A 24871-nucleotide genomic window follows, 5' to 3' on the forward strand; every position below is an offset into this window, starting at 1 on the left:
GCCGTCTTGGTCATCGGGACACCCACCCGCCTCAGGGGACCAGCACCGCGCGGCCGCGGATCTCACCGCGCGCCAGCCGATCGAACGCGGTGCGGCCGTCGGCCAGCTCGAACCGCTCCACCGCCACCGAGAGCCGCCCGGCCCGCGCCAGCGCGACCGAGTCGATCAGGTCGGATTTGGTGCCGCCGTACGACTTCCGCACCGAGGCGCCCCACGGCCAGCCCGGCCCGCCGGACGGGCCCGCGGTCAGCTCCGGCGCGCCGCCACCCAGCCCGACCATGCGGTACGCGCCGTTCGGCGCCACCGCCTGCACGGCGAGCGCGGCGGTGGCATCGGTGCCGACGAAGTCGAAGACGGCCTCGGCGCCGCGGCCGTCGGTCAGCGCCAGGATCTCGGCGGCGGTCTCGGGGCCGCCGATCAGCCCGAGGTCGGCGCCGCACTCGGTGGCCAGCTCGAGCTTGTCCGGCCCGACGTCCACCGCGATCACCCGCACGGCGTCGATCGTCTTCAGGATCTGCACCGCCACGTGCCCGAGCCCGCCGATCCCGATGGTCACCGCGGTGGCGCCCGGGTACAGCTGCTCGCGGGCGCCGCGAATGGCGTGGTACGAGGTGAGCGCGGCATCGGCGAGCGGGGCGGCGGTGGCGAAGTCGAGGTCGCCGATCGGCACGAACGAGCTCGCCGGGACCTTGATGTACTCGGCCATCCCGCCGTCCGGGCCGAGCCCGGGGCAGGGCGGCATGGCGGTGCGCCCGGCCGCCCGGCACACGTTCTCGTTACCGCTCACGCACTCCCGGCAGACCCCGCAGGACCAGCACAGGTAGATCAGCCCGCGCTCGCCCTCGGCTATCCCGGTGACCGCGCTGCCCACCGCGGCGACGGTGCCCGCGACCTCGTGGCCCATGGTGAGCGGATTCGGCAGCGGGAACTCGAGTTCCAGCACGTAGAGATCGGAGTGGCAGATGCCGACCGCGCCCACCCGGACCAGCAGCTCGGTGGGGCCCGGCTCCGGGATCGGCACTTCGCGCAACTCGAGGGTTCCTGGACCGGTGAGCTGCAGCGCTCGCATCGTCGAGGTATCGCCCACCACACGCTCCTGTTCGCGCCGGGCCCGACGTGACCTGGCACACAGAACGCTAGCATTCGCTGGACATAGCGTCCAGTGAACGACGGAATGTCTATGATCGGACGATGCCCGCCCACACGGAGCCTCGGCGCACGCTGCGCGAGGAGCAGAAGCTGCGCACCAGGGAGCGCATTCTGCAGGCGGCGAGCGCGCTCTTCGTCGAGCGCGGCTACGGCGCCGTGCGGGTGGACGACATCGCGGCCGCCGTCGGGTGCAGCCGCGCCACCTTCTACCTGCACTTCACCGGGAAAATGGAGGTGCTGCGCGAGCTCGGCGAGCGCACCGCGCTGCCGAACGCGCTGGCCTTCTGCGAGGACCTGGACCGGGTGCTGGAGACCGGGTCGCGCACCGAGTTCGAGGACTGGATGCGCCGCGCCATCACCTGGTTCGAGCAGCACCGCGACCTGCTCTCGGCCTGGGACGAGGCCACCGCGCTGGAGCCGGAGTTCCGCGATCTCATGCGGGCCGGTTTCGCCGCGCTCCCGGAATCCATGACCGCCTACCTGGCGCGCTGGCCCGCCGAGCGCCGCGACGAGGCCCGGCTGCGGGTGGAGATGCTGGTGGCGCAGCTGGAGCGGTTCTTCACCCGGTGGGCGCTGCTCGGCACCATCGACGTCACCGCGGACCGGGCGGCCGCGGTGCTCGCCGACATCTGGTTCCCCGCGCTGCAGACGCCCTGATCAGCCCTGGTCGTGCGCGGCGCGCAGGGCGGCGACATCGATCTTGGACATGGTGCGCAGCGCGGTGGCGACCGCACCGGCGCGGGCCGGGTCCGGCGAGCCCATGAGCTCGGGCAGCTCGGCCGGGACGACCTGCCAGGAGAGCCCGAAGCGGTCGGTGAGCCAGCCGCACGGGCCCGGCGTGCCGCCGTCCGCGGTGAGCGCGGCCCAGAGCCGGTCGACCTCGGCCTGGCCGTCCACGGTGAGTTGCAGCGAGGCGGCGTCGGAGAGCGGGTGGCCGGGGCCGCCGTTCATCAGGGTGACGGCGTGGCCGTCGAGGTCGAGGCCGACGATGAAGGCGCGGCCGTCCGGGCCGGGGGTGCTCGAGGTGATCCGAGAGTTCGGGATGGCGGCGGTGTAGAGCGCGGCGGCCTCCTCGGCGCCGGACTCGAGCCAGAGGAAGGTGGTGACGGTCATGGTGTCTCCTCGATCGGTACGGGTGCTGTCACCCTGCGGTCGGAGCCGGTTTCCGGTTCTCGACACATCACGGGGAAAGTTTTCAGGCGCCGACCGCTGCGGCGATGACCGGCCAGGAATTGCGCAGGTCGTCCTGCCAGTAGGGCCAGGCGTGGGTGCCGGCGCGCAGGTCGGTGGCGGCCGGGATGCCGAGTTCGGCGAGCCGGGCGAGGAACGAGCCGGTGCAGGGCCCGATCACCGACTCCATGATGCCGCCGACCACCGCGCGGTCCGGTTCGGCGAGCGAATCGTGCCGGCCGGGCAGGCCGTTGCCCGCGGAGACGTAGAGCGCGGTGCCGCGCAGCCGGTCGGCGTTGAGCGTCGGGTCGTGCGCGGGCCAGGCCGGGTCGGCGGGGCCGCCCCACATGTTCGTCGCGTTCGCGCCGAAGACGCCGAGCTGGGCGTAGACCATGGCGCGGGCGGCCGGGTCGCTGGTCCGCGGGCAGCCACTGAAGGCACCGACGGCCCGGAAGCGGCCGGGGTGCTCGATGGCGAGGTTCAGCGCCGAGGTGGCGGACATGGAGACGCCGGCGACGGCCATTCGGTCCGCGGTGCCGAAGCGCTGCTGGAGCAGTGGCGGGAGTTCGTCGCCGAGGAAGGTGGACCAGCGGTTGCGGCCGAGGACCGGGTCGTCGGCCTGCCAGTCGGTGTAGTACGAGGCGCGGCCGCCCATCGGGACGACGACGGTGATCGGCTTGTCCGCGTAGAACTCGGCGACGTCGGTGCGGCGGGTCCACGGGCCGCCGTCCTCGCCGCCGTCCACCGCGTTGAGCAGGTAGAGGACCGGCGTGCCCGCGCCCGCGTTCGAGACCCAGAGCGTGATCGGGCGGTCCATGGCGGCGGAGTGCACCACCACCTCGAGCTGTCTGCCGCCGAGTGGCCGCACGTCCAGGATGCGGGCGGGGCCGGGGTCGGCGCCGGCGGTGGCGGGCGGCAGCAGTACACCGGCGAGGGCCGCGAGCAGGACGAGCAGGGTCCGGCGGATCATGTCTGTAGTGTGCTGCACCGGGCGCGGCGACGCGCGCAGCGCGCGGAAGCGTGTCCGGCGCCCGACCCGCGCGGGTGCGGCATCAGTTCGGCGAGCGTGGCCGGATTCGCCGCCCGTGCTGTGGCGCGGTCGCCCCGGATCGGCGGGCGTCCCGACAGCCGCGGCGTCGGCGCCGAGCAGGCTCGGACCGGCATCGGCGGCCCGGACGCGTCCCCGCTCAGCGGGCGCGGACCTCGGCCAGCTCTCTGACCCCCGAGCGGTAGCGCGACAGGATCAGCCGGACGATGGCCGGGTGCACACCGATCGGCTCCGCGACCGCGTCCGCACCGGCATCGTGCAGCCGCTGGTGGAACAGCCCGTGGGCGAGCAGGTACGAGGCCACCACGACCCGCTCGGCCCCGGCGGCGCGCAGCTCGGCGACGACCTCGGGCACCCGGGGCGCTCCGGTGGCGACGTAGGCGATCCGCACCGGAGCCCGCAGCTGCTCGGCGAGCAGCCCGGCCGCCCGCCGGACATCGGCGCGCGCCCTGGCATCCGACGACCCCGCCGCGGCCAGCACCACCGCGTCGCCCCGCCGCCACCCGGCGGCGCGCAACCGCAGCACCAGCACCCCGGCCAGCGCAGAGTCCGGCCCCATAGCGGGCGTCACGGTGACGGCGCCGTGCCCGCTCTCCGCCACCTCGCGCGGCACGTCCTGGTAGACGTGGTACCCCGAGGCCAGAAAGGCCGGAACCAGCACCGCCGCTTCGGAATCGAGATCCCGGAGCACCTCGGCGGGCGACGGCCCGAGCACGTCGACGAAGGCGGTGCGCACCCGCGGCGCACCCGGCTCGGCGGCGACCGCCTCGGCCAGCGCCGCGATCATCTGCACGCCCCTCGTGCTTCGCGTCCCGTGCGCGACCAGCACCAGCGCGGGGGCGCTCACCAGGCCCCCACCACACGCCGGCCGGGCACCTGCCTGCCGCCGCGGAACGGCTGCACCGCACCCGCCCCGCCACCCGGCGTGACCACCGGCGGCGGCGGATTGTTGTCGATGCACTCGGCGGCGTCCAGGGCGAGCCGGTAGCCGCGCTTGACCACGGTCTGGATCGCCTTGGGCGTGCCGAGCCCGGCGCGCAGCCGGGCGATGGCGGTCTCCACCGCGTGCGTGTCGTCACCGCCGCCGGGCAGCGCGGCCAGCAGGTCCTCCCTGGACACCACCCGCCCCGGCTGCCTGGCCAGCGCCCGCATGAGCGCCAGCGGCGCTGGCGCGAGCTGGCGCACCTCGCCGTCGACCACCACGCAGGCGCCGCGCACGCTGATGTGGTGCCCGGCGGCGTGGATCCGGTTCGCCCGCCGGGGCAGCTCCTCGGCGACGTGCCTGGCCAGCGCGCCGAGCCTGGCCCTGGCGGGCTGGGTGGTCGGCACGCCGAGCTCCTCCAGCGGGGCCGCGGTGATCGGCCCGACGCAGGCGGCCAGTACGCGGCCGCGCAGTGCGTAGAGCAGCCCCTCGAGCAGCCCGGTCGCTTTCGCTCGCATGAGCATCGAGGCCACCGCGGGCGCGCTGGTGAAGGTGACGCAGTCGATGCTGCCGGTGACGACGGATTCGATCAGGGTGTCCATCGGGCCGTGGTCGTCCGGGGGCACCCAGCGGTACACCGGGACCGGCACCACGTCGGCGCCCGCGCAGCGCAGCACCTCGCAGAAGTCGGGGACCGGCTCCCACTCGGTGGTGGCGCCGTGCAGCTGCACCGCGATCCGCACCCCCTCCACGCCCTCGGCGAGCAGGTGGTCGAGCACCTCGGCGGAGGACTCCGAGGCGGGCGACCACTCCTCGCGCAGCTCGGCGGCGCGGATGGCGCCCTTGGCCTTGGGGCCGCGGGCCAGCATCCGGACCCCGGAGAAGGTGTCGCGCAGCTGCTCGGCCAGCCCCCAGCCCTCGGCGGCCTCCATCCAGCCACGGAAGCCGATGCCGGTGGTGGCGACGACGATCTGCGGCGGCTCGGCCATGAGCTGCCTGGTGACGCGCTCGAGCTCGGTGTCGTCGGCGAGCGGGATGATCCGGATGGCGGGCGCGGAGACGATGCCCGCTCCCCGCCGGACGAGCAGGGTGGCGAATTCCTCGGCACGGCGCGCGGCCGTGATGCCGATGGTGAAGCCCGCTAGGGGAGCGCTCGGGTCGGGCGTCGTCATGGGGGTGGCCTCATCCATCCGAGGCGGTGTCACCGACCGGCTTGTTCGAAATCGATACCAGCCCGTCGTCGACCCGCACCGCGTATACCGGCAGCGCTGCCGAATCATCGTCCAGGCAGCGGCCGTCCACCAGCGAGAAGGCCTGCTTGAGCAGCGGCGACGCCACCACGGGCACACCGCCGCGATCCCCGACGATCCCGCGCGACATCACCGCGGCGCGACCGAACGGGTCGATATTGCCGACGGCGTAGAGCACGCCGCCGGGGAGCAGGAACAGCGCTGCCTGGCGGCCGCCACGCAGCAGGACCGCGACGCCGCGGCCAGGGGTCAGGTAGTCGAGGCGGCAGGCCTGTGTCCACCCGGTCGTCGTGGCCGGCGCGTAGCCGGGGGTGTCGATAACGGTCATCACTCTTCTCCTCGCCGAAGCCCTACCCTATTGGTACCGGCGTCCTGTTTCCTCGCGGTTAAACGGTCATTTCCCAGCGATAGCGGTCACCGCGGGCATGCCGAGCAGAACCGGCACCTTGCGCTCGCCGCTGTCGTCGAAGGAGATGGTCGGGTCGGACTCCTCCGGCGCGTTCACGAACGACACGAACCGGGAGAGCTTCTCCGGATCATCCAGCACCGCGGCCCATTCGTCGCGGTAACCGTGCACGTGCTGCTCCATGGCCCGCTCCAGCTCGTCGGCGATGCCGAGGCTGTCCTCGCAGACCACCGAGCGCACGTAGTCGATGCCGCCCTCGAGTGATTCCTGCCACGGCGCGGTGCGCTGCAGCCGGTCCGCGGTGCGGACGTAGAACATCAGGTAGCGGTCGATGTAGCTGATCAGCGTGGCGTCGTCCAGCTCGCCGGCCAGCAGCACCGCGTGCTTGGGGGTGAGTCCGCCGTTGCCGCCGACGTAGAGGTTCCAGCCGTTCTCGGTGGCGATCACCCCGACGTCCTTGCCGCGCGCCTCGGCGCACTCGCGGGCGCAGCCGCTGACCCCGAGCTTGATCTTGTGCGGTGAGCGCAGCCCCCGGTACCGCTTCTCCAGCAGCACCGCCATGCCGACCGAGTCCTGCTGGCCGTACCGGCACCAGGTGGAGCCGACGCAGCTCTTCACCGTGCGCAGCGACTTGCCGTAGGCGTGCCCGGACTCCATGCCCGCGTCCACCAGCCGCTGCCAGATCAGCGGCAGTTGCTCCACGCGGGCGCCGAAGAGGTCGATCCGCTGGCCACCGGTGACCTTCACGTACAGGTCGAACTCCTTCGCGACCTGGCCGATGGTGATCAGCTGCTCGGCGGTGACCTCGCCGCCCGGCATCCGCGGCACCACCGAGTAGGTGCCGTTCTTCTGCAGGTTGGCCAGGAAGTGGTCGTTGGTGTCCTGCAGCGCGGCCTGCTCGCCGTCCAGGATGTGCTCGCTGGAGGTGGAGGCCAGGATGGAGGCGACCGTCGGCTTGCAGATATCGCAGCCGGAGCCCTTCCCGTGCTTGGCGATCAGCCCGGAGAAGGTGCGGATCCCGGTCACCTGGACGATCTGGAAGAGCTCGGCGCGGGACTGCTCGAAGTGCTCGCAGAGCGCCTTCGACATGGCCACGCCGGACTGCTCGAGCAGCTTCTTGAGCATCGGCACGCAGCCGCCGCAGGAGGTGCCCGCCGAGGTGCAGCTCTTGATGCCGGGGACGTCGCAGGCGCCGTCGGCGATGGCGCCGCAGATGGCGCCCTTGGAGATGTTGTTGCAGGAGCAGATCTGCGCGTCGTCCGGCAGCGCGTCCGCGCCCAGTTCGGCGCCTGCCGGGGAGATCAGCGCGGCGGGCTCCGCGGGCAGCGGCCGCCCGACCAGCGGGCGCAGCGCCGCGTACTGCGAGGCGTCGCCGACCAGGATGCCGCCGAGCAGGGTCTGCGCGTCGTCGGAGACGACCAGCTTGGCGTAGGTGCCCTTGGCGGCGTCGTGCAGCACCACCGAGAGCGCGCCCTCGGTGGTCCCGTGCGCGTCGCCGAAGCTGGCGACGTCGACGCCGAGCAGCTTGAGCTTGGTGGAGAGATCGGCACCGGGGAACTCCCCCGCGCCGCCGAGCAGCCGGTCGGCCACGATCTCGGCGGTGGTGTAGCCGGGGGCGACCAGGCCGTAGCAGACGCCCTCGACGGCGGCGCACTCGCCGATGGCGTAGATGTTCGGGTCCGAGGTCCGCAGGCCGAGGTCGGTGACGATGCCGCCGCGCGGCCCGACCTCCAGCCCGGCGTCCCTGGCGATCTGGTCACGCGGGCGGACGCCGGCCGAGAAGACCAGCAGCCCGGCCTCGATCACGCTCTCGTCGCTCAGCGTGATCCTCAGCCGGTTCGCCGCGGTGTCGCCGGTGGCCTCGATGGACGAGGTGCCGACGCCGGTGTGCACGTGCAGCCCGAGGTCGCTGACCAGCCGCTCCAGCACCGCGCCGCCGCCCTCGTCGACCTGCGCGGGCATCAGCCGCTGGTTGTACTCGACGACGTGCGGGGTCATCCCGAGCATGCGCAGCGCGTTCGCCGCCTCCAGCCCGAGCAGCCCGCCGCCGACGACGACGCCGTGCGCGCCCGGTCCGGCGGCCTCCGCGGCGGCGCGGATGCCGTCCAGGTCGTCCAGGGTGCGGTAGACGAAGCACTCGGCGTTCTCGTGGCCGGGCACCGGCGGGACGAAGGGGTACGAGCCGGTGGCGAGGACCAGCGCGTCGTAGGAGAGCACGTCACCGGTAGTAGTGGTGACGGTGCGCGCGGCCCGGTCGACGGCCGCGCCGCTCTGGCCGAGCCGCAGCTCCACCAGGGGATCTCCGGCGTACTCGTTGCCCGGGAGCGCCAGCGCGGCGGTCTCCCAGTTGCCGATGTAGGAGGAGAGCCCGACCCGGTCGTAGGCGGGCAGCGCCTCCTCGCTGAGCACGATCACCCGCCAGGTGCCCTCGGTGTCCCTGGCGCGCAGTGCCTCGACGAAGCGGTGGCCGACCATGCCGTGACCGACGACCACGGCGGTGCGAGTTGCTGTGGATGTCATGGGGAATTCCTTCGGGGAGTCGATGCGGGTCAGCGGGCGCGGACGGCGTCGGCCTCGGCTTCGAGGACCAGCGCCTCCGCCTCGACGACGATGTCGCTGGCCGCGGTGGCGGGACGGCGGACGAACACCAGCCAGCTGAGCGCGACACACGCGACGTAGAAGCCGGTGAAGACCCAGAAGGCGGTGGTGGCCGAGCTGGTGGAGGCGTAGGAGGAGCGGAGCACCAGGTTGATCCCGACCCCGCCGAGCGCGCCGATGGCGCCGACGAAGCCGATCAGCGCGCCGGAGGTGTTCTGCGACCACGCGGCCCGCTCGGGCTCGGGCAGGCCGAGCGTGCGGGACTCCTCCTCGAACACCGACGGGATGAGCTTGGTGACCGAGCCGTTGCCGAGCCCGGAGAGCACGAACAGCGCGATGAAGCCGATGACGAGCGCCGTCATGGTGCCGCCGGTCGGGACGCCGCCGTTGCCGTCACCGACGGTGCTCGCCCCTGCCACCAGCACGGCCGCCGCGGTCATCAGCACGAAGACCACCGCGGTCACCCGGCCGCCGCCGATCCGGTCGGCCAGCTTGCCGCCGTAGGGCCTGGCCAGCGAGCCGAGCAGCGGGCCGAGGAAGGCGATCGACGCGGCGTGCAGCGTGGCCTGGGCGACGGTGTCGCCACCGGCCCGGAAGCTCAGCTGCAGTACCTGGCCGAAGGCGAAGCCGTAGCCGATGAACGAGCCGAAGGTGCCGATGTAGAGGAACGCGACGGCCCAGGAGCGGCGCACCTTCAGCGCGGTGAGCATGTAGCCGAGGTCGGCCTTCTGGTTCGCCAGGTTGTCCATGTACAGCGCGGCACCGACGCCGGCCAGCGCGATCAGCACCAGGTAGACCGCGCAGATCACCGAGGCGTACTCGTTGCCGAGCGTCGCGATCACGGCAAGGCCGACCAGCTGGATCACCGGGACGCCGATATTGCCGCCGCCCGCGTTCAGCCCGAGCGCCCAGCCCTTGAGCCGCTGCGGGTAGAAGGCGTTGATATTGGTCATCGACGAGGCGAAGTTGCCGCCGCCGAGCCCGGCGAAGGCCGCCACCACCAGGAAGGTGGTGTACGAGGTGCCGGGCTGGTTCACGAAGTAGAGCGTGAGCAGCGTCGGGATCAGCAGCATGAGCGCGCTGAAGACCGTCCAGTTGCGGCCGCCGAACCGGGCCGTCGCCACGGTGTAGGGGATGCGCAGGAGCGCGCCGACCAGGGTGGGCACGGCGACCAGGAAGAACTTCCCGGCCGGGTCGATGCCGAACTGGTCGGCGGGCATGAACAGCACCATGACCGACCAGATCGACCAGACCGAGAACCCGACGTGCTCGGCGAAGACCGACCAGATCAGATTGCGCCTGGCGATGTCCTTGCCGCCTGCTTCCCAGGCCGCGACGTTCTCGGCATCCCAGTCGGTGATGGTGTGCGTGCGCGTCGACGTGCTCAACGGGGCCTCCCTGTCATGCGGATGGCCCAACGGTAGGGAACGGGTATTGCCGGGATGCTGCGCGAAATTGCCACCGGATCAACGGTTGCTCACCTGCCGCACGGCATGGGGGTGAGACCCGGAGCTATGTTTCGGGCATGTGACACAACGGTTCTCGTCGCGTCACGAAGAGCCGAAACCGCAGGTTGCCGCCGGTGAGGTGTGACCTACAGCATGAACCGGGCGGGCGCGGGGCGCAACCGGATCACCAGCTGTCCTCGAGCATCCGCGGCTTGCAGGCCTGCCAGGCCCCGAGCAGCATCACCACCGCCACCACCGAGAGCAACCCGAACCCGGCGGCCCAGCCGCCGGTCGCCGTGTGCAGCACACCGAAGAGCAGCGGGCCGACGCAGGCCACCGCGTACCCGACGCCCTGCGCGAAGCCGGAGAGCGCGGCCGAGCCCTCCTGGGTGCGGGTGCGCAGGTTGATCAGGGTGAGTGCCATCGGGAAGGTGCTCGGGCCGAGGCCGAGGATCACCACCCACAGCACCGGGGCCGCCATCGGCGCGAAGTACAGCCCGGCGAAGGCCACCCAGAAGCACACCGCGCAGCCGAGGACGATCGGGAACGGGTTCGCGAAGCGGGCGATCACCACCGGCGAGCCGAGCGCCGCGACCAGCCCGAGCAGCGCGAAGAGCGCCACCATGGTGCCGCCGAACGCGGCGTCGGCGCCCGCGTCGACGAGCACGGCGGGCAGCCAGGCGAAGATCGCGTAGGTGGAGAGCGAGGTCATGCCGAACATGACGGCCATGCCCCAGGCCACCGGCGAGCGCCAGACCCGGCCGCGCACGACACCGGCCTCGGGCAGCGCGGTGCCGTCGGCGCGGTCCCGGCCGCGCCGGAGGCGCAGCACCGCGAACCACGGCACCGCCGCCGCGAAGCCGACCAGCGCCCAGACCCCGATCGAGATCCGCCAGCCCTGCGCCTCCGCCAGCGGCACCGCGACCAGCGCGGGCAGCACCGTGCCGAGCTGCACCATGGTGATGTAGAGCGCGCTGAGCACCGCGACCCGGTCCGGGAAGTACCGCTTGACCAGCGGCGGGATCACCACGTTGCCGATACCCATGCCGATGAGCGCGAGCGCGGAGAAGACCAGCAGCGCGCCGGTGCCGGAGACCGTGGCGCGGATCAGCATGCCGGTGCCCGCGGCCAGCATGGCCACCAGCGCGGTGCGCTCCAGCCCGAGCGGGCGCACCAGCAGCGGCGCGAGCACGCCGGAGAGCGCGAAGGCGGCGGTGGGGATCATGCCGAAGACCCCGACCACCGCGGTGCCGTAGCCGATCTCGGCGCCGATCCGCTCGGCCAGGGGGCTGAACGCGGTGACCGCCACCCGGAGGGTGAAGGCGGACATCACGATCGCGGCGAATACCAGCAGGCGACCCTCCAGCAACGCACGCCGACGCGCCGCAGGCTGCGTCGACGTGGATTCGGTCGCCGATGGGTCGAGGGTGGCAGTCACCCAGGAATCATAGGATGACCCGATGATGTGGGGCAACCCGATGTGAGCAGCGGTACCCTGTTGCGGTGCAACCCGTCCGGCGCACCAGCCTCATCGCCCAGGTGACCGAACAGCTGCGAGCCGAAATACGCTCCGGCCGTTGGGCGATCGGCTCGCGCATACCCACCGAACCCGAGCTCACCGAGCTCACCGGCACCGGCCGCAACACCGTGCGCGAGGCGGTGCAGGCGCTGGTGCACGCGGGCATGCTGGAGCGCAGGCAGGGCTCCGGCACCTACGTCATCGCCGCCTCCGAGGTCGGCACCGCGCTCGGCAAGTACTTCGCCGGCGCCGAGGAGCGCGACGTTCTCGAGCTGCGCAAGGCGCTGGACACCACCGCGGCCGGGCTGGCCGCGCGGCGCCGCGACGACACCGACATCGAGAACCTGCTCCGGCTGCTCGCGGTGCGCAACGAGCAGAACTGGGATCACTACGACGCCGGCTCGGTCGCCGCCGACGTCGAGCTGCACCGCGCCATCGTGGTCGCCAGCCACAACGCGGTGTACCTGGAGTTCTACGATTCGCTGCTGCCGACCATCGAGCGGGTGATCGCCGCGCGGGCGGTGAAGCAGCCCGCCGGGTACGAGGAGGAGCACACCGACCTGGTGCGGGCGGTGATCGACGGCGACCAGGAGCGCGCCGAGCGGGCCGCGCAGTGCTTCCTCGGCTCGCTCATCGCCGAGTACCCGGAGCACTGAGGTAACCGAAGGGTCACCACCCGGCCGCCGCCGATGTGAGCGGGAATTGCCGTCGGCGTCACCGGGGGCCACAGGGACGCAACAACGGTTTCCTACCTTTTTCTGGACCGAGGTGTCGAGGGGAAGGAATCCGATGACAGCGGTGGCCGAATCCGGTACGCAGACAGAACCGTTCACCCATCAGAAGCGCGGCCGCTGGCTGGAGCGCTGGGAGCCGGACAACACGCAGTTCTGGGAGTCCGGCGGCAAGCGCACGGCGACGAAGAACCTGGCCTTCTCGGTGTTCGCGGAGAACCTCGGCTTCAGCGTCTGGGTGATCTGGGGAACCGTGGTGACCAGCATGGGCGCCGCCGGCTTCCCGTTCCTGGCCGGGCTGGGCAAGGGCGATCCCGTCGCGGTGAGCAACGCACTGCTGCTCACCTCCACCCCGACCCTGGTCGGCGCGGCGCTGCGGATCCCGTACACCTTCGCCATCCCACGCTTCGGCGGCCGCGCGTTCACGGCGTTCAGCGCGGCCATGCTGCTGATCCCGACGCTGGGGCTCGCCTGGTTCGTTAACCAGCCGGGCACCCCGATGTGGGTGTTCCTGGTGCTGGCCGCGCTGGCCGGTGTGGGCGGCGGCAACTTCTCCTCGTCGATGGCGAACATCTCGTTCTTCTTCCCCGAGGGCAAGAAGGGCGCCGCGCTCGGAATCAACGCCGCGGGCGGCAATCTCGGCGTCGCGCAGACCCAGCTGGTGCTGCCGCTGCTGATCACCCTCGGCACCCACCTGACCGCGAAGGACCCGGCCGGGTACCGCTTCGGCATCACGCTCTCGGTGCTGGTGTGGGTGCCGTTCATCCTGGTGGCGACCTTCGGCGCGCTGCGCTACATGGACAGCATCGCGACCGCGAAGTCGGACGGCCGCTCCTACAAGCTGGCGCTCACCAACCAGCACACCTGGGTGATGTCGTTCCTGTACATCGGCACCTTCGGCTCCTTCATCGGCTTCTCCTTCGCCTTCCCGACCCTGATCAAGGCCAACTTCCCGGACCTGGCGCAGATCGGCTGGATCACCACGCTCGGCAACCTGGCCTTCCTCGGCGCGCTGGTCGGTTCGTTCAGCAGGCCGTTCGGCGGCTGGATCTCGGACCGGGTCGGCGGCGCGCGGATGACCGTCGGGGTGTTCGGCGGGATGGCGGTCGCGGTGGTACTGATCATGGCGGCGCTGGAGATGAAGAGCTTCCCGCTCTACCTGATCTCGTTCCTGCTGCTGTTCGTGCTCACCGGGATCGGCAACGGCTCCACCTACCGGATGATCCCGTCGATCTTCAGCGCCGAGGCCACCCGGCGGGCGGATGCGAACGGCATGAGCGCCGCGGAGGCGACGGCATCGGCCCGGCGCCAGGCAGGCGCGGCGATCGGCGTCATCGGTGCGGTCGGCGCCTCCGGCGGGTACCTGCTGCAGCAGGCGCTCCGGCTGTCGAACATCAACTTCGGCAGCATGGCGCCCGCCTTCTGGGCCTACGCCGTCGCCTTCGTGGTGATGGCCGGGGTGACCTGGTGGTTCTACCTGCGCTCCTCGTTCGCGGTGCAGCGCAGGCCTTCACTGGCCTACGCCAACGTCTGATCCCCGCACGATGAACGGCGCGCCGGAGCCCCCGGCGCGCCGTTCGCGTCCTCAGACCAGGAGCCGGACCATGTCGGCGGTGCGGGCGAGGCCGGGAAACGCCTCCGCGCTGGAGCGCGGGTGCAGGGCGTGCACGGCGAGCCGGAACATGACCGCGCGCAGCAGCATCTGCGGCCACTCGGGCAGCTCGCCCCAGCGCTCCAGCAGGCCGTCGTCGGCGCCGCCCCAGGAGAGCGCGTCCACCACGATCACCCCGGCGGCCCAGGCGGTGGGGCGCCAGTAGGGGGTGATGTCGGTGAGGCCCGGCGTGCTGAGGCCGTTGAAGAGCACGGTGCCGAAGAGGTCGCCGTGCACCAGCTGCGAAGGGGTGCGCACCGGGCGGCGGAGCGTGGCCAGCTGGCCGATCAGCTCCATGCTGCGGATGCCGTCCGGCGAGGTGGGCGGCGGCGCGCCCGCCCCGCGCAGGCTGCGCAGCGGAATGGCCTCCCAGGCCGCGCGGTCGGCGGCGACGAAGACGTCGACGTCCAGCCACGGCGCGACCGGGGGCTGCACCAGGAAGCGCGGCCGCTCCAGGCCCGCGGTGGCCTCGTGCAGCCGCAGCGAGACCGAGACCACCTCGTCGTGCCGTGGCTCGGGGACGCCGTCCAGGTAGTAGTCGGCGCGCCAGCCGGAGACGACGTAGCGGCCGTCGGTGGCGCGCACCGGGCGGGCCAGCCGCACGCCGTCCACCGCGAGCGTCTCGCGCACCCGGGCCGACCACGCGGAGCGCGCGTGGTCGGCCACCGGGCTGAGCACCACATCGTCGAGCAACCAGCCGCCGTCCCAGTCACCCAGCGACACCGGAGTCACCGACTGCAGGCCGAAGGTGGCGCGCACGTGATCGGGAGGTTCCTCGGAGGTCACGGCGGTACCGTAACTCCGCTCCCGGAACCCCGACGGTCGCCGCGCCGCAGCGGGAAACCGCTGTAGCACATCCGTAGCTTCCGCTGTTACCAGCGGCCGCGGTCAGTACACGGGCAGTGTCTTGTCCACCTGGTTGGCCCAGGCGATGACGCCGCCCTGCAGGTGCGTCGCGTCCGCGAAGCCCGCCTGCTTGAGCGCGGCCAGCGCCTCCGCCGAGCGGATCCCGGTCTTGCAGTGCAGCACGATGGGCCGGTTCTGCGGCAGCTCGGCGAGCGCCTCGCCGGAGAGGATCCGGTCCTTGGGGATGAGCGTGGCGCCGTCGATGTGCACGATGTCCCACTCCACCGGCTCGCGCACGTCGATGAGCTCGACCTTGTCCGCGGCGAGCAGCGCCTCGAGTTCGCGGGCGGTGATCGTCGAGCCCGCGGCGGCCGCCTGGCCCTCGTCGGAGACGACGCCGCAGAAGGCGTCGTAGTCGATCAGCTCGGTGATCGGCTTGCGCTCGGGGTCGCGGCGCAGCTTGATGGTGCGGTAGTTCATGTCCAGTGCGTCGTAGACCATGAGCCGGCCGAGCAGCGGCTCACCGATGCCGGTGAGCAGCTTGATCGCCTCGGTGACCATGACCGAGCCGATCGAGGCGCAGAGCACGCCGAGCACGCCGCCCTCGGCGCAGGAGGGGACCATGCCCGGCGGCGGGGCCTCCGGGTAGAGGTCGCGGTAGTTGATGCCTCGCTTCTCACCATCCGGCGCGTCGGGGGCGTCCTCCCAGAAGACCGAGACCTGGCCCTCGAAGCGGTAGATCGAGCCCCAGACATAGGGCTTGCCCGCCAGCACCGCGGCGTCGTTCACCAGGTAGCGGGTGGCGAAGTTGTCGGTGCCGTCCACGATCAGGTCGTACTCGCGGAACAGCTCGACGGCGTTCTCCGGCTCCAGCCGGATCTTGTGCAGCCGCACGTCGATGCCGGAGTTGATCTCCAGGATGGAGTCGCGCGCGCTGTCCGCCTTGGGCCGCCCGATGTCGGACTCGCCGTGGATGACCTGGCGCTGCAGGTTGGAGGCATCCACCTCGTCGAACTCGACGATGCCGAGCGTGCCGACGCCCGCCGCGGCCAGGTAGAGCAGGGCGGGGGAACCGAGCCCGCCCGCGCCGATCACCAGGACCCTGGCGTTCTTCAGCCGCTTCTGCCCGTCGACGCCGAGGTCAGGGATGATCAGGTGGCGGCTGTAGCGGGCCACCTCGTCCCTGGTGAGTTCGGCGGCCGGTTCGACCAGTGGCGGCAGCGACTTCGGTGATGACACGTCAAGGGCTCCTCGCCTCGATGGCCGGTGGATTTCTCCGTGCAACGCCGGTGACCGGCCGGTTCTTCCCGGCCATCGTCGCGCACCGGGAGACCGCGCTCACCCCCGGGGGTAGGGCCATGGGTTGAACCGGCAACGTTTCCCGTCCATCGGGACGACCCCGCTCGGGTCGAGCGTGGCGATGGCGTTGTTGTCGGTGCCGAAGGTCTGCTGCATCATCACCGGCGCCAGCCCGCCGTCGGTCTCGCAGGGCTGGTGCTGGTGGTAGCCGATGGCGTGGCCGATCTCGTGGTTCACCAGGTACTGCCGGTAGGAGCCGATATCGCCCTCGAAGGCGGGCGCCCCGCGCACCCAGCGCGCCTCGGAGAGCACCACCTGCTCGGAGTCGGCGTTGTAGCAGGACGAATCGATCGGGATGTCGAAGCCGCAGGACTTCCTGGTGCTCGCCCTCGTGCTCAGCGCCACCCGGAAGTCCGGGTCGCCCTGGTCGACCCGGCGGAAGCCGAAGCGCGAATCATGGCTCCAGCTCTTGGGGTTGGCGAGCGTGGAGTCGACCATCTTGGCGACCGCCGCGTCACCGCCGTACGCCGCGGTGTCGACCCCGTCCTCCACCTCGACGGTGTACCGGAAGACGTACTGCGTGCCGTGGCCCACCTGCTCGGTGCCGCCGGGGACGACCCGCCACGTGCCCGCCCCGACCTCGGTGAACGGCCCGCCGTCCGGCAGCGCGCCGGTGGGCAGGTCGGCCGGGAACTTCCCGTCGCCGGGCGGCGCGCCGATGATGCCGACGTCGTCCGCGCGCGGGCTCAGCGTGCCGAAGCCGGGCGCCCCGCCCGCCACCACCGCGGGCGGCCCGCCGCCGCGCACGGCGTCCACCCCGACCAGCACGGTCACCATGAGCAGCACCGGCAGCGCGTAGGCTCGCCAGCCGTAGGTGGCGAGGAACCGTCGGATCGGGCCATGCCGCGGCGGCTCCGGCTCGCCCGGAGGCGGGCCGTCCTCGATCGGATTCCAGCTCGCGGAGAGCGGCTGGCGGGAGCGATCCGGCGGGCTGTACAGGACGGGCGGGGCCCCACCGGCCGCGACGGGAAGGCGGTCGAGCTCGGCGCCGGAGGGTGGTTCCGGTCGGTCGGTCACGGGAGACAGACTCTCACAGCGGCCAGTCTGCCCCGAATCGCCGCATGCCGCAGCGGGGTTGGGCCGGTAATCACGGCCGGGCACGGGCGGCGCCCGACAATTGGTATCGTGCTTGGGATACCCGGTGCAAACCCCCATTCTTGCCGGGGCGTCGACTGGGAGAGCCGAAATGACTGACCTCGTGGATCGGATGGCGCGCAACTCGTCGCCCGATCCCAAGCCCGCGGGCAACCGCGGTGCGACCGCGACCAAACGTGGCACCAGGCTGCCGCGCGACGAGCGCAGGCAGCAGCTACTCCAGGCCGCGAGCGAGGTCTTCGTGCTCCGCGGCTATCACGCCTCCGGGATGGACGAGATCTCGCAGTGCGCCGGAGTGAGCAAGCCCGTGCTGTACCAGCACTTCACCAGCAAGCTCGAGCTGTACGTCGCCGTGCTGCAGAACTACGTCGACATGCTGGTCTCCAGCGTGCGCCAGGCGCTGCGCTCGACCACCGACAACCGGCAGCGCGTGCGTGCCGCCGTCCAGGCGTACTACGACTTCGTCGACAACGAGCAGCAGGGCTTCCGGCTGGTCTTCGAGTCCGACCTCACCAGCGAGCCGCAGGTGCAGCGCCGGGTCGAGCAGGCCACCGAGGCCTGCGTGGACGCCGTCTTCGACGTGGTGGCGCACGACTCCGGGCTCGACCCGTACCGGGCCCGCATCCTCGCGGTCGGGCTGGTCGGCGCCAGCCAGTTCACGGCGCGGTACTGGCTGGAGGCGGATCGCCCGATCCCCAAGGAGGAGGCGGTGGACACCACCGTCGCGCTGGCCTGGGGCGGGCTCTCGCACATCCCGCTGCAGCACCCGCTCGAGCGCCCCTGATCCGACGACGAGGGCCCCGCACCGAATCGGTGCGGGGCCCTCGTCGTCGGCGACAGGCTCAGACAGCGGCGAAGCCGACCCGGCCGGCGGCGGAGGCGCCGATCTCGACGTAGGCCACCTTGGCGGCCTGGATCAGGTACTTGCGGCCCTTCTCGTCGGTCAGCGACAGAACACCGTTCTCGCCGGCGAGCGCGCCGCTGACCAGGGACTCGACCTCGGCCGGGGTCTGCGAGCTGGCGATCACGAGCTCCCGCGGGCTATCCGAAATACCGATCTTGACCTCCACGGTCAACCTCCGAACCTAGAGTCCTGTGCTGTCGGACCCAGGCTAGTCGAGCCCGCGACCGGCCCGGCACACGGCCGCTCCGCTGTCAGCGAACAGTTCAGGCCGGTTCCACCAGCTGGATCTCCAGCTCGATCTTGACCGCGCTGCTCAGGAATCCCGGCGCGGGCGCCCCGACCCCGAGCGCGGTGCGGTCGATGCTGCCGGTGGCGGAGAAGCCCGCGTGCAGCTTCTCGTCGCCGGGGAACTGCTGGACGCCGCCCCACTCCACCTCCAGCGTCACCGGGGTGCTCTTGTCGCCGAGCGTGGCCTCGCCCTCGACGGTGAAGGTCTCGGCGACCCGCACCGGTGCGGTGGCGCGGAAGGTCAGGGTCGGACGGTTGGCTACGTCGAGGAAGTCGGCGGCGCGCACGTGCTCGTCGCGGCCGGGGTTGCCGGTGTCGAAGGAGTCGAGCTGGATGGTGGCGCCGACGGTGGCCAGCCCGGCCTCGTCGACGGCGAACTCGGTCTCGAAGCTGGTGAACCGGCCGCGCACCTTGGCGATGCCGAGGTGCCGGACGGTGAAGCCGACCGAGGAGTGATGGGCGTCGAGGTTCCAGGCGCCGGGCTTCAGCAGGGTGTCGTTCGTGCTCGTGGTCATGGCTCCACGGTGCCCGTACCCGGCGGGGGTACCAAGGCCGCGGTTGTCCTGGCCCCGGCAGGGCGAGGTTACCGCTCCTCGGATTCGGCATGATGGAGCGATGTCAGGCAACAGGTTCGCCGAGTTCCTCGTCGCGCGCAGGGCCGAGCTGCGCCCCGCCGACGTCGGGCTGCCCGGCGCAGGCCGCCGCCGGACCCCGGGGCTGCGCCGCGAGGAGGTGGCGGTGCGCGCCGGGGTGAGCGTGGACTACCTGGCCCGGCTGGAGCAGGGCCGGGACATCAATCCGTCGCTCGCCATCGTGGACGCGCTGGCCGGCGCGCTGCTGCTCGACGATGCCCAGCGGCACCACTTCGGGCTGCTCGCGCTCACCGCCGGCCGCGAGGAGCGCTGCCCAGGCGCGCACGCACCCGCGCGGGTGGTGCCGGAGAGCGTCGAGGCCATCCTCCGGGCGCTCGACCCCACCCCGGCGTTCGTGCTCGGCCGCGGCCTCACCGTGCTGGCGGGCAACCCGGCCTGGGAGGAGTTCGCCGAGCCGCTCGGCCTGCTCGAGCACCCCGCCGACCTGGCCTACTGGGTGTTCCGGAACGAGGCCGCACACCGGGTGCTGCGCAACCGGGCCGCCGTCGCCGAGGCCTTCACCGCCATGCTCTACCGGGCGAGCATCCGCTGGCCGGCGGACCGGGAGCTGCGCGAGATCATCGACGACCTACGGCAGCTCCCCGAGTTCGCGCAGCGCTGGGCGCCGCGGCTGGCCGCTCGGCCCGCCCCGACCCCGCTGCGGCTGGAGCACCCGGTGCACGGCGCCGTCACGATCACCGCGGAGACGCTGGAGACGCAGGGCGATCACACCGTCGTGGTGTGGCTGCCGGACCGCGCCCTCGCCCGTGAGCCCGGGCTACGGCTGGTGCGCGACCGCGCCGCGAACGAATAGCGGCAGGCCACGGCGCATCGCGCCGGCTCCGGTCTCGCGCTCGCGGCGGGTGCCCGCGCTGTGCCCGTCCGGCCTCAGAGGCCGAGCGCGGACATGCGCGCGGCGTGCCCGGCCTGCATGCGCTCGATCAGCTTCGCCATGCCGTTCAGGTCGCCGGTGGCGCTGAGCACCAGCTCGGTGAGGTCGTCCCGCTGCGCCATCACGTACTGCGCCTGGGTGATCGCCTCGCCGAGCAGCCTGCGGCCCCAGAGCGTGAGCCGATCCCGCTCGGAGCGGTTCTCCTGCACCGCGTTCCGCACCTCGTCGACGACGAACTGGGAGTGCCCGGTCTCGGCGAGCACGTCGCGCACCACGGCACCGACCTCGGTCGGCAGCGAGCCGGCGATCTCGGTGTAGAAGTCGGCGGCGATCCCGTCGCCGACGTAGAACTTGACCATCGACTCGAGCCAGGTCGAAGGATCGGTGGAGGCGTGGTAGTCGTCGAGTGCGCGGATGAAGGGGTCCATCGCCGCGTACACGTCGACGCCCCGCTCGGCCAGCGCCACCTCCAGCGTGCGGAAATGATTCATTTCGGCCGCGGCCATCTTCGCCGCGAGCACCTTGCCGGACAGCGTCGGCGAGAGCGCGGCCTCCTGGGCCAGGCGGTAGAAGGCGGAGATCTCGCCGTAGGCGAGGACCGCGAAGAGATCGTTCACCCCTGGATGCTCCGCGGGCACGGCCGGCTCGGACGAGGACACGTCGGCAGCAGGCGACTCGACTCCCATGCGCATCAGCGTAGCCCGCTACCGGACCGGCGCGACCCCACCGGCCACCTCGACCTGTTCGGTGAGGAACTTGTCCAGGTAGGTCCAGGTGGAGTGGGCGGCGTCCGGGCCGGTCAGGATGCCGAGGTGGCTGCCGGGCGCGGTCTCGTACCGCAGCGCGCGGGCACCGGTCAGGGTGCGCAGCCCGGCCTGCACCGCACCGGCCGGGGTGATGGCGTCGCGCGGGCCGCCGACGAGCAGCACCGCCGCGGCGACGTCGGCCAGCGCGATCCGGCGCCCGCCGAGCCGGAGCACGCCGGACTCGAGGTCGCCCGCCAGCACGAAGCGCCGCCAGACCTGGTCCATGAAGCGGCCGGGGTAGCCGGCCATGTCGGCCAGGAACCGATCGATGGTCTGCATCCTGGCCAGCGCGTCGGTGTTCGCCAGGTTGCCTGCGACGAAGAACGGCCTGGTGAGCTCGCGGTCCCAGGCCGAGAGGCGGTAGGAGAGCCTGGTCAGCGGCGCGGGTACCCCACCTGCGGCCCGGATCGCCGCGGAGGTGAGCAGCCCGCCGGTGGGCGCGGCCAGTAGCCGAAGCTGCGGCACGCCGAGCATCCTGCGGTAGTCCAGCGGCGAGCCGACCGCGGTGACCGAGCGGATCGGCAGTTCCGGGTGCGCGGCCGCGGTGAGCAGCGCGAGCGTGCCGCCGAGCGACCAGCAGACCAGGTCGACCGGGGCGCCACCGCGATCCGCCGAGGTGCGCAGCACCGACTCCGGCAGGATGCGGTCGATCCAGTCCGCCAGCCCCATCCGCCGGTCCGTGTACCCCACCGGCCCGTAGTCGACCAGGTACGGCGCCCGGCCGGAGCCGCGCAGGAACTCGACCACGCTCTGCCCCGGCCGCAGGTCGAAGCAGCTCGCGGGGGCGGCCAGCGGCGGGACCAGCAGCACCGCGGGGGCGTCGGCGGGGCCCGGGTGGTGGTAGCGCCGCAGCGTCAGGTGCGGCTCGGCGCACAGCACGTCGGACGGCATCGGCTCCGGCGCGCCGACGCCGGAGCCGAACGGGGTCAACGCCAGCGCGTTGCGGGCGGCGCGGGAAACAGCGGCGACGATGCTCACCGCATCAATCTCGCACATCACGGTACCGCTGGTACCGGGTAACTCGGTTTCGTGACGAGGACCACGCCGTCACTCCCGCCGCAGCCCGACCGGGCTCACCGCGGGGACGATCTCCCGCTGCACCGCCTCGACCAGCGGCGCCAGCGAGGTGGTGAGCTCGGTGGCGGCATCGCTGGGCAGCGCGGCCAGCGCGCCGTTCCAGGCCGCCTCGTCGGTGACCTGCTCGACCCGCTGCAGCAGCGCGGCACCGCTGCCGGTGAGCGTCGGGCCGTCCGGCTCGCCCGAGACCAGCCCGGCGGCGCGCAGCTCGTCCACCGCGTCCGCCCACTCCCGCTCGGAGACCCCGCGCGCGGGCCGGATCACCGAGACCGGCGTCTTGCCCGCCGCCGCCTGCAGCACCAGCGCCTGCCGCCCGGTGACGCCAGCCCCGACCAGCGCGGCCACGTGCCCGTCGCCGCGGTGCTCGCGCAGCGCGGTCGCCAGCTGCCAGAGCGCGGCGACCGGGTCGGCGGGGAGCGGAAGCGCCGCGTTGGCGGCGAAGAGCGGGCGGCCGGTGGGGTCGGCGGCCCGCTGCACCGGCGCGAGCAACTCGACCGCGCGGGCGCACTCCGCCGCGCCCGCGCCCGCACCGCGGAGCAGCTCGGTGGCGATCGCGGAGCGGGCGGTCAGGCAGGCCTCCGGGGTCGCGCGGGCCCAGGCGTCCGGGAGCGCCCTGGTGACCATGGACCGGTGGAAACCGGCGAAGGTGGCGAGTACCGCGGCCGGGCCGACGGCGCCGAGCGGCGCGGCCCGGAAGGCGAAGTAGGTCTGCCAGTACCCGCGCAGCCCGACGGCGGTACCCGCCTCCTTGACCCCGGACCCGAAATAGACCACATCGTGCAGCGGCTCTAGCGTCGTCCAGATTCGGCGGGCCGGATGAATTGCCATGCGCGGCAGCGTACGTGGGCGTTCACCGAGGACGAACGGGCGGGCGGACGCAATTGTGCGAACCCGGCATTCCGAGCGCGGAACAATAGCACGCTACAATCATTGCGGACAACGGAAGTTTGCCGGGTAATCGACCCGGCGAAACGCGCCCGATCTCGGGACTCCGTTGCCAGGAAATGTGCGCGCACCGAATCCGCGGCACTGCCGCGCCGCGCCGACGATCCTGCGAGCGGGCCCCGTCCAGGGGCTGCCTGCCCCGATCGTCCGGCAGCGAGCCGAGCGGGTGTCGTCCGAGGAGAAACGTGGTCGTCGCGGGCCACCGGCCCCCACACCTCGTGCGCGCTGATGCGATCGACGAGGAAAGGCACGAACCTGAGCAAGATCACTGTCGAACAGGAACCGGGGCTGGCGGAGACGCTGCTGACCGCAGAACTGGATGCGACCCACACTGCTCCCACATTCGCCGAATTGGGGGTGCGCGACGAAATCGTGCGCGCGCTCGACGAGCGGGGAATCGAACGTACTTTCGCCATTCAGGAACTCACCCTGCCACTGGCGCTCGCGGGTGAGGATCTGATCGGTCAGGCCCGCACCGGAATGGGCAAGACCTACGGCTTCGGCGTTCCGCTGCTGCACCGGATCGCGAGCGCCGACGGCACCGCCCCGCTGGACGGCACCCCGCGGGCACTGGTCATCGTGCCGACCCGCGAGCTGTGCATCCAGGTCACCCAGGACCTGGAGAACGCGAGCAAGTACCTGCGCAACCATCAGGGGCCGCTGAAGGTCACCTCGATCTACGGCGGCCGCCCTTACGACACGCAGATCGCCGCGCTGCGCGCAGGCGTCGACGTGGTGGTCGGCACCCCCGGCCGGCTGCAGGACCTGGCCGACCAGCAGCACCTGATCCTCGGCAAGGTCGGGGTGCTGGTGCTGGACGAGGCCGACGAGATGCTCGACCTCGGCTTCCTGCCCGATATCGAGCGGATCCTGACCATGGTCCCGGAGAAGCGGCAGACCATGCTCTTCTCGGCCACCATGCCGGGCCCGATCATCACGCTGGCCCGCACCTTCCTCAGCAGGCCGACGCACATCAGGGCCGAGGAGCCGCACGACTCCGCGATCCACGAGCGCACCGCGCAGTTCGTCTACCGGGCGCACGCGCTGGACAAGGCGGAGCTGGTCGCGCGGATCCTGCAGGCGGAGACCCGCGGCGCCACCATGATCTTCACCCGGACCAAGCGCACCGCGCAGAAGGTCGCCGACGACCTGGCCGAGCGCGGCTTCGCGGTCGGCGCGGTGCACGGCGACCTCGGGCAGATCGCCAGGGAGAAGGCGCTCGACCGGTTCCGCAGCGGGAAGATCGACGTGCTCGTCGCGACCGACGTCGCGGCGCGCGGCATCGACATCGACGACGTCACGCACGTCGTCAACTACCAGTGCCCGGAGGACGAGAAGACCTACGTGCACCGGATCGGCCGCACCGGCCGGGCCGGGCGCACCGGCGTCGCCGTCACGCTCATCGACTGGGACGAGCTGAACCGCTGGGCCGCGATCGACAAGGCGCTCGGGCTCGGCATGCCGGAGCCGGTCGAGACCTACTCGCGCTCGCCGCACCTCTTCGCCGAGCTCGGCATTCCGGAGGGGGTCACCGGCACCCTGCGGAAGGCGCGGGCCGAGCGGGACGACGACGCGGTCGTCGTCGAGCGGCCGGCGCGGGAGCCGCGCAGTAATCGGTCGCGGCGGCGGACGCGGGCCGGACAGCCCCTGGATTCCGGGGCCGAAGGCGCCCAGGTCGCCGAGGGCGGCGCGGCCGAGGGCGGCGCGGCGGCCGATACCGCCGATGCGCCCGCGCGCAAGCGCCGCCGCAGGCGTCGCGGTGCGGACGATGCGGTGGCCGAGGTGTCCGGCGCGGACGACACCGCGGACGACACCGTGCCGGCAGGCGCTACCGCCAGCGCGGCGGATCGCGGCGCTACCGCCGCGGCCGACGCCACCGCCGACGCTACCGCCACGGCCGACGGCCACGCCACGGCCGACGGCAACGCCGAGTCGGAGGACTCCGACGACTCCGGCGACAAGCCCGCCCGTCGTCGCCGCAGGCGGCGCAAGCCGGCCGGCGAGGGCGCGGCCGCCCCGGCCGAGGCCACCGCCGAAGCCTGAGTTCACCCCCGACCCGCCGGCGCACCGATCACGGTGCGCCGGCGGTCGCGTCTCCGGAGCAGCGAGGGCGCTCAGGCCCGGGCGCGGCAAAC

At 72.4% G+C, this 24871-nt stretch carries 23 protein-coding genes; 6 read left to right on the plus strand and 17 right to left on the minus strand.

Going from position 1 to position 24871, the window contains the following annotated elements; genetic code table 11:
* Positions 1 to 31: 31 nt before the first annotated feature.
* The gene (locus ACFO0B_RS07325) at positions 32 to 1069 is read right to left on the minus strand and encodes an NAD(P)-dependent alcohol dehydrogenase (protein ID WP_378611547.1); all 1038 of its coding nucleotides are present in this window, start codon (positions 1067 to 1069) and stop codon (positions 32 to 34) included.
* Between the two features lie 122 nt (positions 1070 to 1191).
* On the opposite strand from ACFO0B_RS07325, the gene ACFO0B_RS07330 reads away from it, so the two are divergent.
* A complete protein-coding gene (locus tag ACFO0B_RS07330) occupies positions 1192 to 1806 on the plus strand; it encodes a TetR/AcrR family transcriptional regulator (RefSeq protein WP_378611549.1) in 615 nt (204 codons plus the stop codon).
* On the opposite strand, the gene ACFO0B_RS07335 is transcribed toward ACFO0B_RS07330, so the two are convergent.
* The 8 genes from ACFO0B_RS07335 to ACFO0B_RS07370 form a co-directional block, all read right to left on the minus strand.
* Positions 1807 to 2262: a VOC family protein gene (locus tag ACFO0B_RS07335; RefSeq protein WP_378611550.1), complete on the minus strand. Its 456-nt coding sequence runs from the start codon at positions 2260 to 2262 to the stop codon at positions 1807 to 1809.
* An 82-nt stretch (positions 2263 to 2344) separates the two neighbouring features.
* Positions 2345 to 3289 carry an alpha/beta hydrolase gene (locus tag ACFO0B_RS07340; protein ID WP_378611551.1) on the minus strand — a complete coding sequence of 315 codons (945 nt, stop codon included), beginning with the start codon at positions 3287 to 3289 and terminating at the stop codon, positions 2345 to 2347.
* Between the two features lie 217 nt (positions 3290 to 3506).
* Positions 3507 to 4214 (minus strand): sirohydrochlorin chelatase, encoded by a 708-nt coding sequence (locus ACFO0B_RS07345; protein WP_378611552.1) that lies wholly within the window; start codon positions 4212 to 4214, stop codon positions 3507 to 3509.
* Positions 4211 to 5461, minus strand: coding sequence for a uroporphyrinogen-III synthase (locus ACFO0B_RS07350; protein ID WP_378611553.1), 1251 nt, complete (start codon positions 5459 to 5461; stop codon positions 4211 to 4213). The genes ACFO0B_RS07345 and ACFO0B_RS07350 overlap by 4 nt, the downstream gene beginning before the upstream one ends.
* A 10-nt stretch (positions 5462 to 5471) precedes the next feature.
* Positions 5472 to 5867, minus strand: a complete 396-nt coding sequence (nirD, locus tag ACFO0B_RS07355) for a nitrite reductase small subunit NirD (protein ID WP_233020104.1) — start codon at positions 5865 to 5867, stop codon at positions 5472 to 5474.
* Positions 5868 to 5933: 66 nt separating this feature from the next.
* Positions 5934 to 8465 (minus strand): nitrite reductase large subunit NirB, encoded by a 2532-nt coding sequence (gene nirB / locus ACFO0B_RS07360; RefSeq protein WP_378611554.1) that lies wholly within the window; start codon positions 8463 to 8465, stop codon positions 5934 to 5936.
* A gap of 29 nt (positions 8466 to 8494) precedes the next feature.
* Entirely contained in the window at positions 8495 to 9931 is a 1437-nt protein-coding gene (locus ACFO0B_RS07365; protein WP_378611555.1) for a nitrate/nitrite transporter, read from the minus strand.
* Positions 9932 to 10175: 244 nt separating this feature from the next.
* Positions 10176 to 11429: an MFS transporter gene (locus ACFO0B_RS07370; protein WP_378611556.1), complete on the minus strand. Its 1254-nt coding sequence runs from the start codon at positions 11427 to 11429 to the stop codon at positions 10176 to 10178.
* A 65-nt stretch (positions 11430 to 11494) separates the two neighbouring features.
* Here ACFO0B_RS07370 and ACFO0B_RS07375 point away from each other — a divergent pair, with 65 nt between their 5' ends.
* Positions 11495 to 12166, plus strand: coding sequence for a FadR/GntR family transcriptional regulator (locus ACFO0B_RS07375; RefSeq protein WP_378611557.1), 672 nt, complete (start codon positions 11495 to 11497; stop codon positions 12164 to 12166).
* Between the two features lie 133 nt (positions 12167 to 12299).
* Complete coding sequence (locus ACFO0B_RS07380; protein ID WP_378611558.1) at positions 12300 to 13775, plus strand: MFS transporter; 1476 nt, start codon at positions 12300 to 12302, stop codon at positions 13773 to 13775.
* 51 nt (positions 13776 to 13826) lie between these two features.
* On the opposite strand, the gene ACFO0B_RS07385 is transcribed toward ACFO0B_RS07380, so the two are convergent.
* From ACFO0B_RS07385 to ACFO0B_RS07395, 3 genes are all read right to left on the minus strand, one after another.
* Positions 13827 to 14678, minus strand: a complete 852-nt coding sequence (locus tag ACFO0B_RS07385; protein ID WP_378611559.1) for a TIGR02569 family protein — start codon at positions 14676 to 14678, stop codon at positions 13827 to 13829.
* A 102-nt stretch (positions 14679 to 14780) separates the two neighbouring features.
* On the minus strand, positions 14781 to 15977 hold the full coding sequence (gene moeZ / locus ACFO0B_RS07390; RefSeq protein WP_378611560.1) for an adenylyltransferase/sulfurtransferase MoeZ: 1197 nt from the start codon (positions 15975 to 15977) through the stop codon (positions 14781 to 14783).
* A gap of 99 nt (positions 15978 to 16076) precedes the next feature.
* Positions 16077 to 17114, minus strand: coding sequence for a DUF3152 domain-containing protein (locus ACFO0B_RS07395; RefSeq protein ID WP_378611561.1), 1038 nt, complete (start codon positions 17112 to 17114; stop codon positions 16077 to 16079).
* A gap of 169 nt (positions 17115 to 17283) precedes the next feature.
* Between ACFO0B_RS07395 and ACFO0B_RS07400 the strand changes: the two genes are divergently transcribed.
* Positions 17284 to 17976, plus strand: coding sequence for a TetR/AcrR family transcriptional regulator (locus ACFO0B_RS07400; protein WP_378611562.1), 693 nt, complete (start codon positions 17284 to 17286; stop codon positions 17974 to 17976).
* A gap of 58 nt (positions 17977 to 18034) precedes the next feature.
* On the opposite strand, the gene ACFO0B_RS07405 is transcribed toward ACFO0B_RS07400, so the two are convergent.
* Positions 18035 to 18262, minus strand: a complete 228-nt coding sequence (locus ACFO0B_RS07405) for a DUF3107 domain-containing protein (RefSeq protein WP_233020114.1) — start codon at positions 18260 to 18262, stop codon at positions 18035 to 18037.
* Between the two features lie 97 nt (positions 18263 to 18359).
* Complete coding sequence (locus ACFO0B_RS07410; protein ID WP_378611563.1) at positions 18360 to 18899, minus strand: YceI family protein; 540 nt, start codon at positions 18897 to 18899, stop codon at positions 18360 to 18362.
* Positions 18900 to 18999: 100 nt separating this feature from the next.
* Between ACFO0B_RS07410 and ACFO0B_RS07415 the strand changes: the two genes are divergently transcribed.
* Entirely contained in the window at positions 19000 to 19830 is an 831-nt protein-coding gene (locus ACFO0B_RS07415) for a helix-turn-helix transcriptional regulator (protein WP_378611564.1), read from the plus strand.
* Between the two features lie 74 nt (positions 19831 to 19904).
* Here the strand turns inward: ACFO0B_RS07415 and ACFO0B_RS07420 are convergent, their stop codons facing one another.
* The 3 genes from ACFO0B_RS07420 to ACFO0B_RS07430 form a co-directional block, all read right to left on the minus strand.
* On the minus strand, positions 19905 to 20594 hold the full coding sequence (locus ACFO0B_RS07420; RefSeq protein WP_378611565.1) for a ferritin-like fold-containing protein: 690 nt from the start codon (positions 20592 to 20594) through the stop codon (positions 19905 to 19907).
* An 18-nt stretch (positions 20595 to 20612) separates the two neighbouring features.
* A complete protein-coding gene (locus ACFO0B_RS07425) occupies positions 20613 to 21692 on the minus strand; it encodes an alpha/beta hydrolase (RefSeq protein WP_378611566.1) in 1080 nt (359 codons plus the stop codon).
* A gap of 69 nt (positions 21693 to 21761) precedes the next feature.
* On the minus strand, positions 21762 to 22619 hold the full coding sequence (locus ACFO0B_RS07430; protein WP_378611567.1) for an SCO6745 family protein: 858 nt from the start codon (positions 22617 to 22619) through the stop codon (positions 21762 to 21764).
* Between the two features lie 345 nt (positions 22620 to 22964).
* Between ACFO0B_RS07430 and ACFO0B_RS07435 the strand changes: the two genes are divergently transcribed.
* Positions 22965 to 24779 (plus strand): DEAD/DEAH box helicase, encoded by a 1815-nt coding sequence (locus ACFO0B_RS07435; protein WP_378611568.1) that lies wholly within the window; start codon positions 22965 to 22967, stop codon positions 24777 to 24779.
* The last annotated feature ends 92 nt before the right edge of the window (positions 24780 to 24871 follow it).

The organism is Nocardia jiangsuensis (assembly GCF_042650385.1).
Taxonomy (GTDB): domain Bacteria; phylum Actinomycetota; class Actinomycetes; order Mycobacteriales; family Mycobacteriaceae; genus Nocardia; species Nocardia jiangsuensis.

What these genes read in the sequence shown, in the direction of transcription:
- ACFO0B_RS07400 (WP_378611562.1), top strand. Translation starts at nt 17,284, where the DNA reads ATGACTGACCTCGTGGATCGGATGGCGCGCAACTCGTCGCCCGATCCC.
- nirB (WP_378611554.1), bottom strand. Translation starts at nt 8,465, where the DNA reads ATGACATCCACAGCAACTCGCACCGCCGTGGTCGTCGGTCACGGCATG.
- ACFO0B_RS07330 (WP_378611549.1), top strand. Translation starts at nt 1,192, where the DNA reads ATGCCCGCCCACACGGAGCCTCGGCGCACGCTGCGCGAGGAGCAGAAG.
- nirD (WP_233020104.1), bottom strand. Translation starts at nt 5,867, where the DNA reads ATGACCGTTATCGACACCCCCGGCTACGCGCCGGCCACGACGACCGGG.
- ACFO0B_RS07380 (WP_378611558.1), top strand. Translation starts at nt 12,300, where the DNA reads ATGACAGCGGTGGCCGAATCCGGTACGCAGACAGAACCGTTCACCCAT.
- ACFO0B_RS07435 (WP_378611568.1), top strand. Translation starts at nt 22,965, where the DNA reads ATGCGATCGACGAGGAAAGGCACGAACCTGAGCAAGATCACTGTCGAA.
- ACFO0B_RS07325 (WP_378611547.1), bottom strand. Translation starts at nt 1,069, where the DNA reads ATGCGAGCGCTGCAGCTCACCGGTCCAGGAACCCTCGAGTTGCGCGAA.
- ACFO0B_RS07335 (WP_378611550.1), bottom strand. Translation starts at nt 2,262, where the DNA reads ATGACCGTCACCACCTTCCTCTGGCTCGAGTCCGGCGCCGAGGAGGCC.
- ACFO0B_RS07420 (WP_378611565.1), bottom strand. Translation starts at nt 20,594, where the DNA reads ATGGGAGTCGAGTCGCCTGCTGCCGACGTGTCCTCGTCCGAGCCGGCC.
- ACFO0B_RS07415 (WP_378611564.1), top strand. Translation starts at nt 19,000, where the DNA reads ATGTCAGGCAACAGGTTCGCCGAGTTCCTCGTCGCGCGCAGGGCCGAG.
- ACFO0B_RS07410 (WP_378611563.1), bottom strand. Translation starts at nt 18,899, where the DNA reads ATGACCACGAGCACGAACGACACCCTGCTGAAGCCCGGCGCCTGGAAC.
- ACFO0B_RS07340 (WP_378611551.1), bottom strand. Translation starts at nt 3,289, where the DNA reads ATGATCCGCCGGACCCTGCTCGTCCTGCTCGCGGCCCTCGCCGGTGTA.
- ACFO0B_RS07430 (WP_378611567.1), bottom strand. Translation starts at nt 22,619, where the DNA reads ATGGCAATTCATCCGGCCCGCCGAATCTGGACGACGCTAGAGCCGCTG.
- ACFO0B_RS07350 (WP_378611553.1), bottom strand. Translation starts at nt 5,461, where the DNA reads ATGACGACGCCCGACCCGAGCGCTCCCCTAGCGGGCTTCACCATCGGC.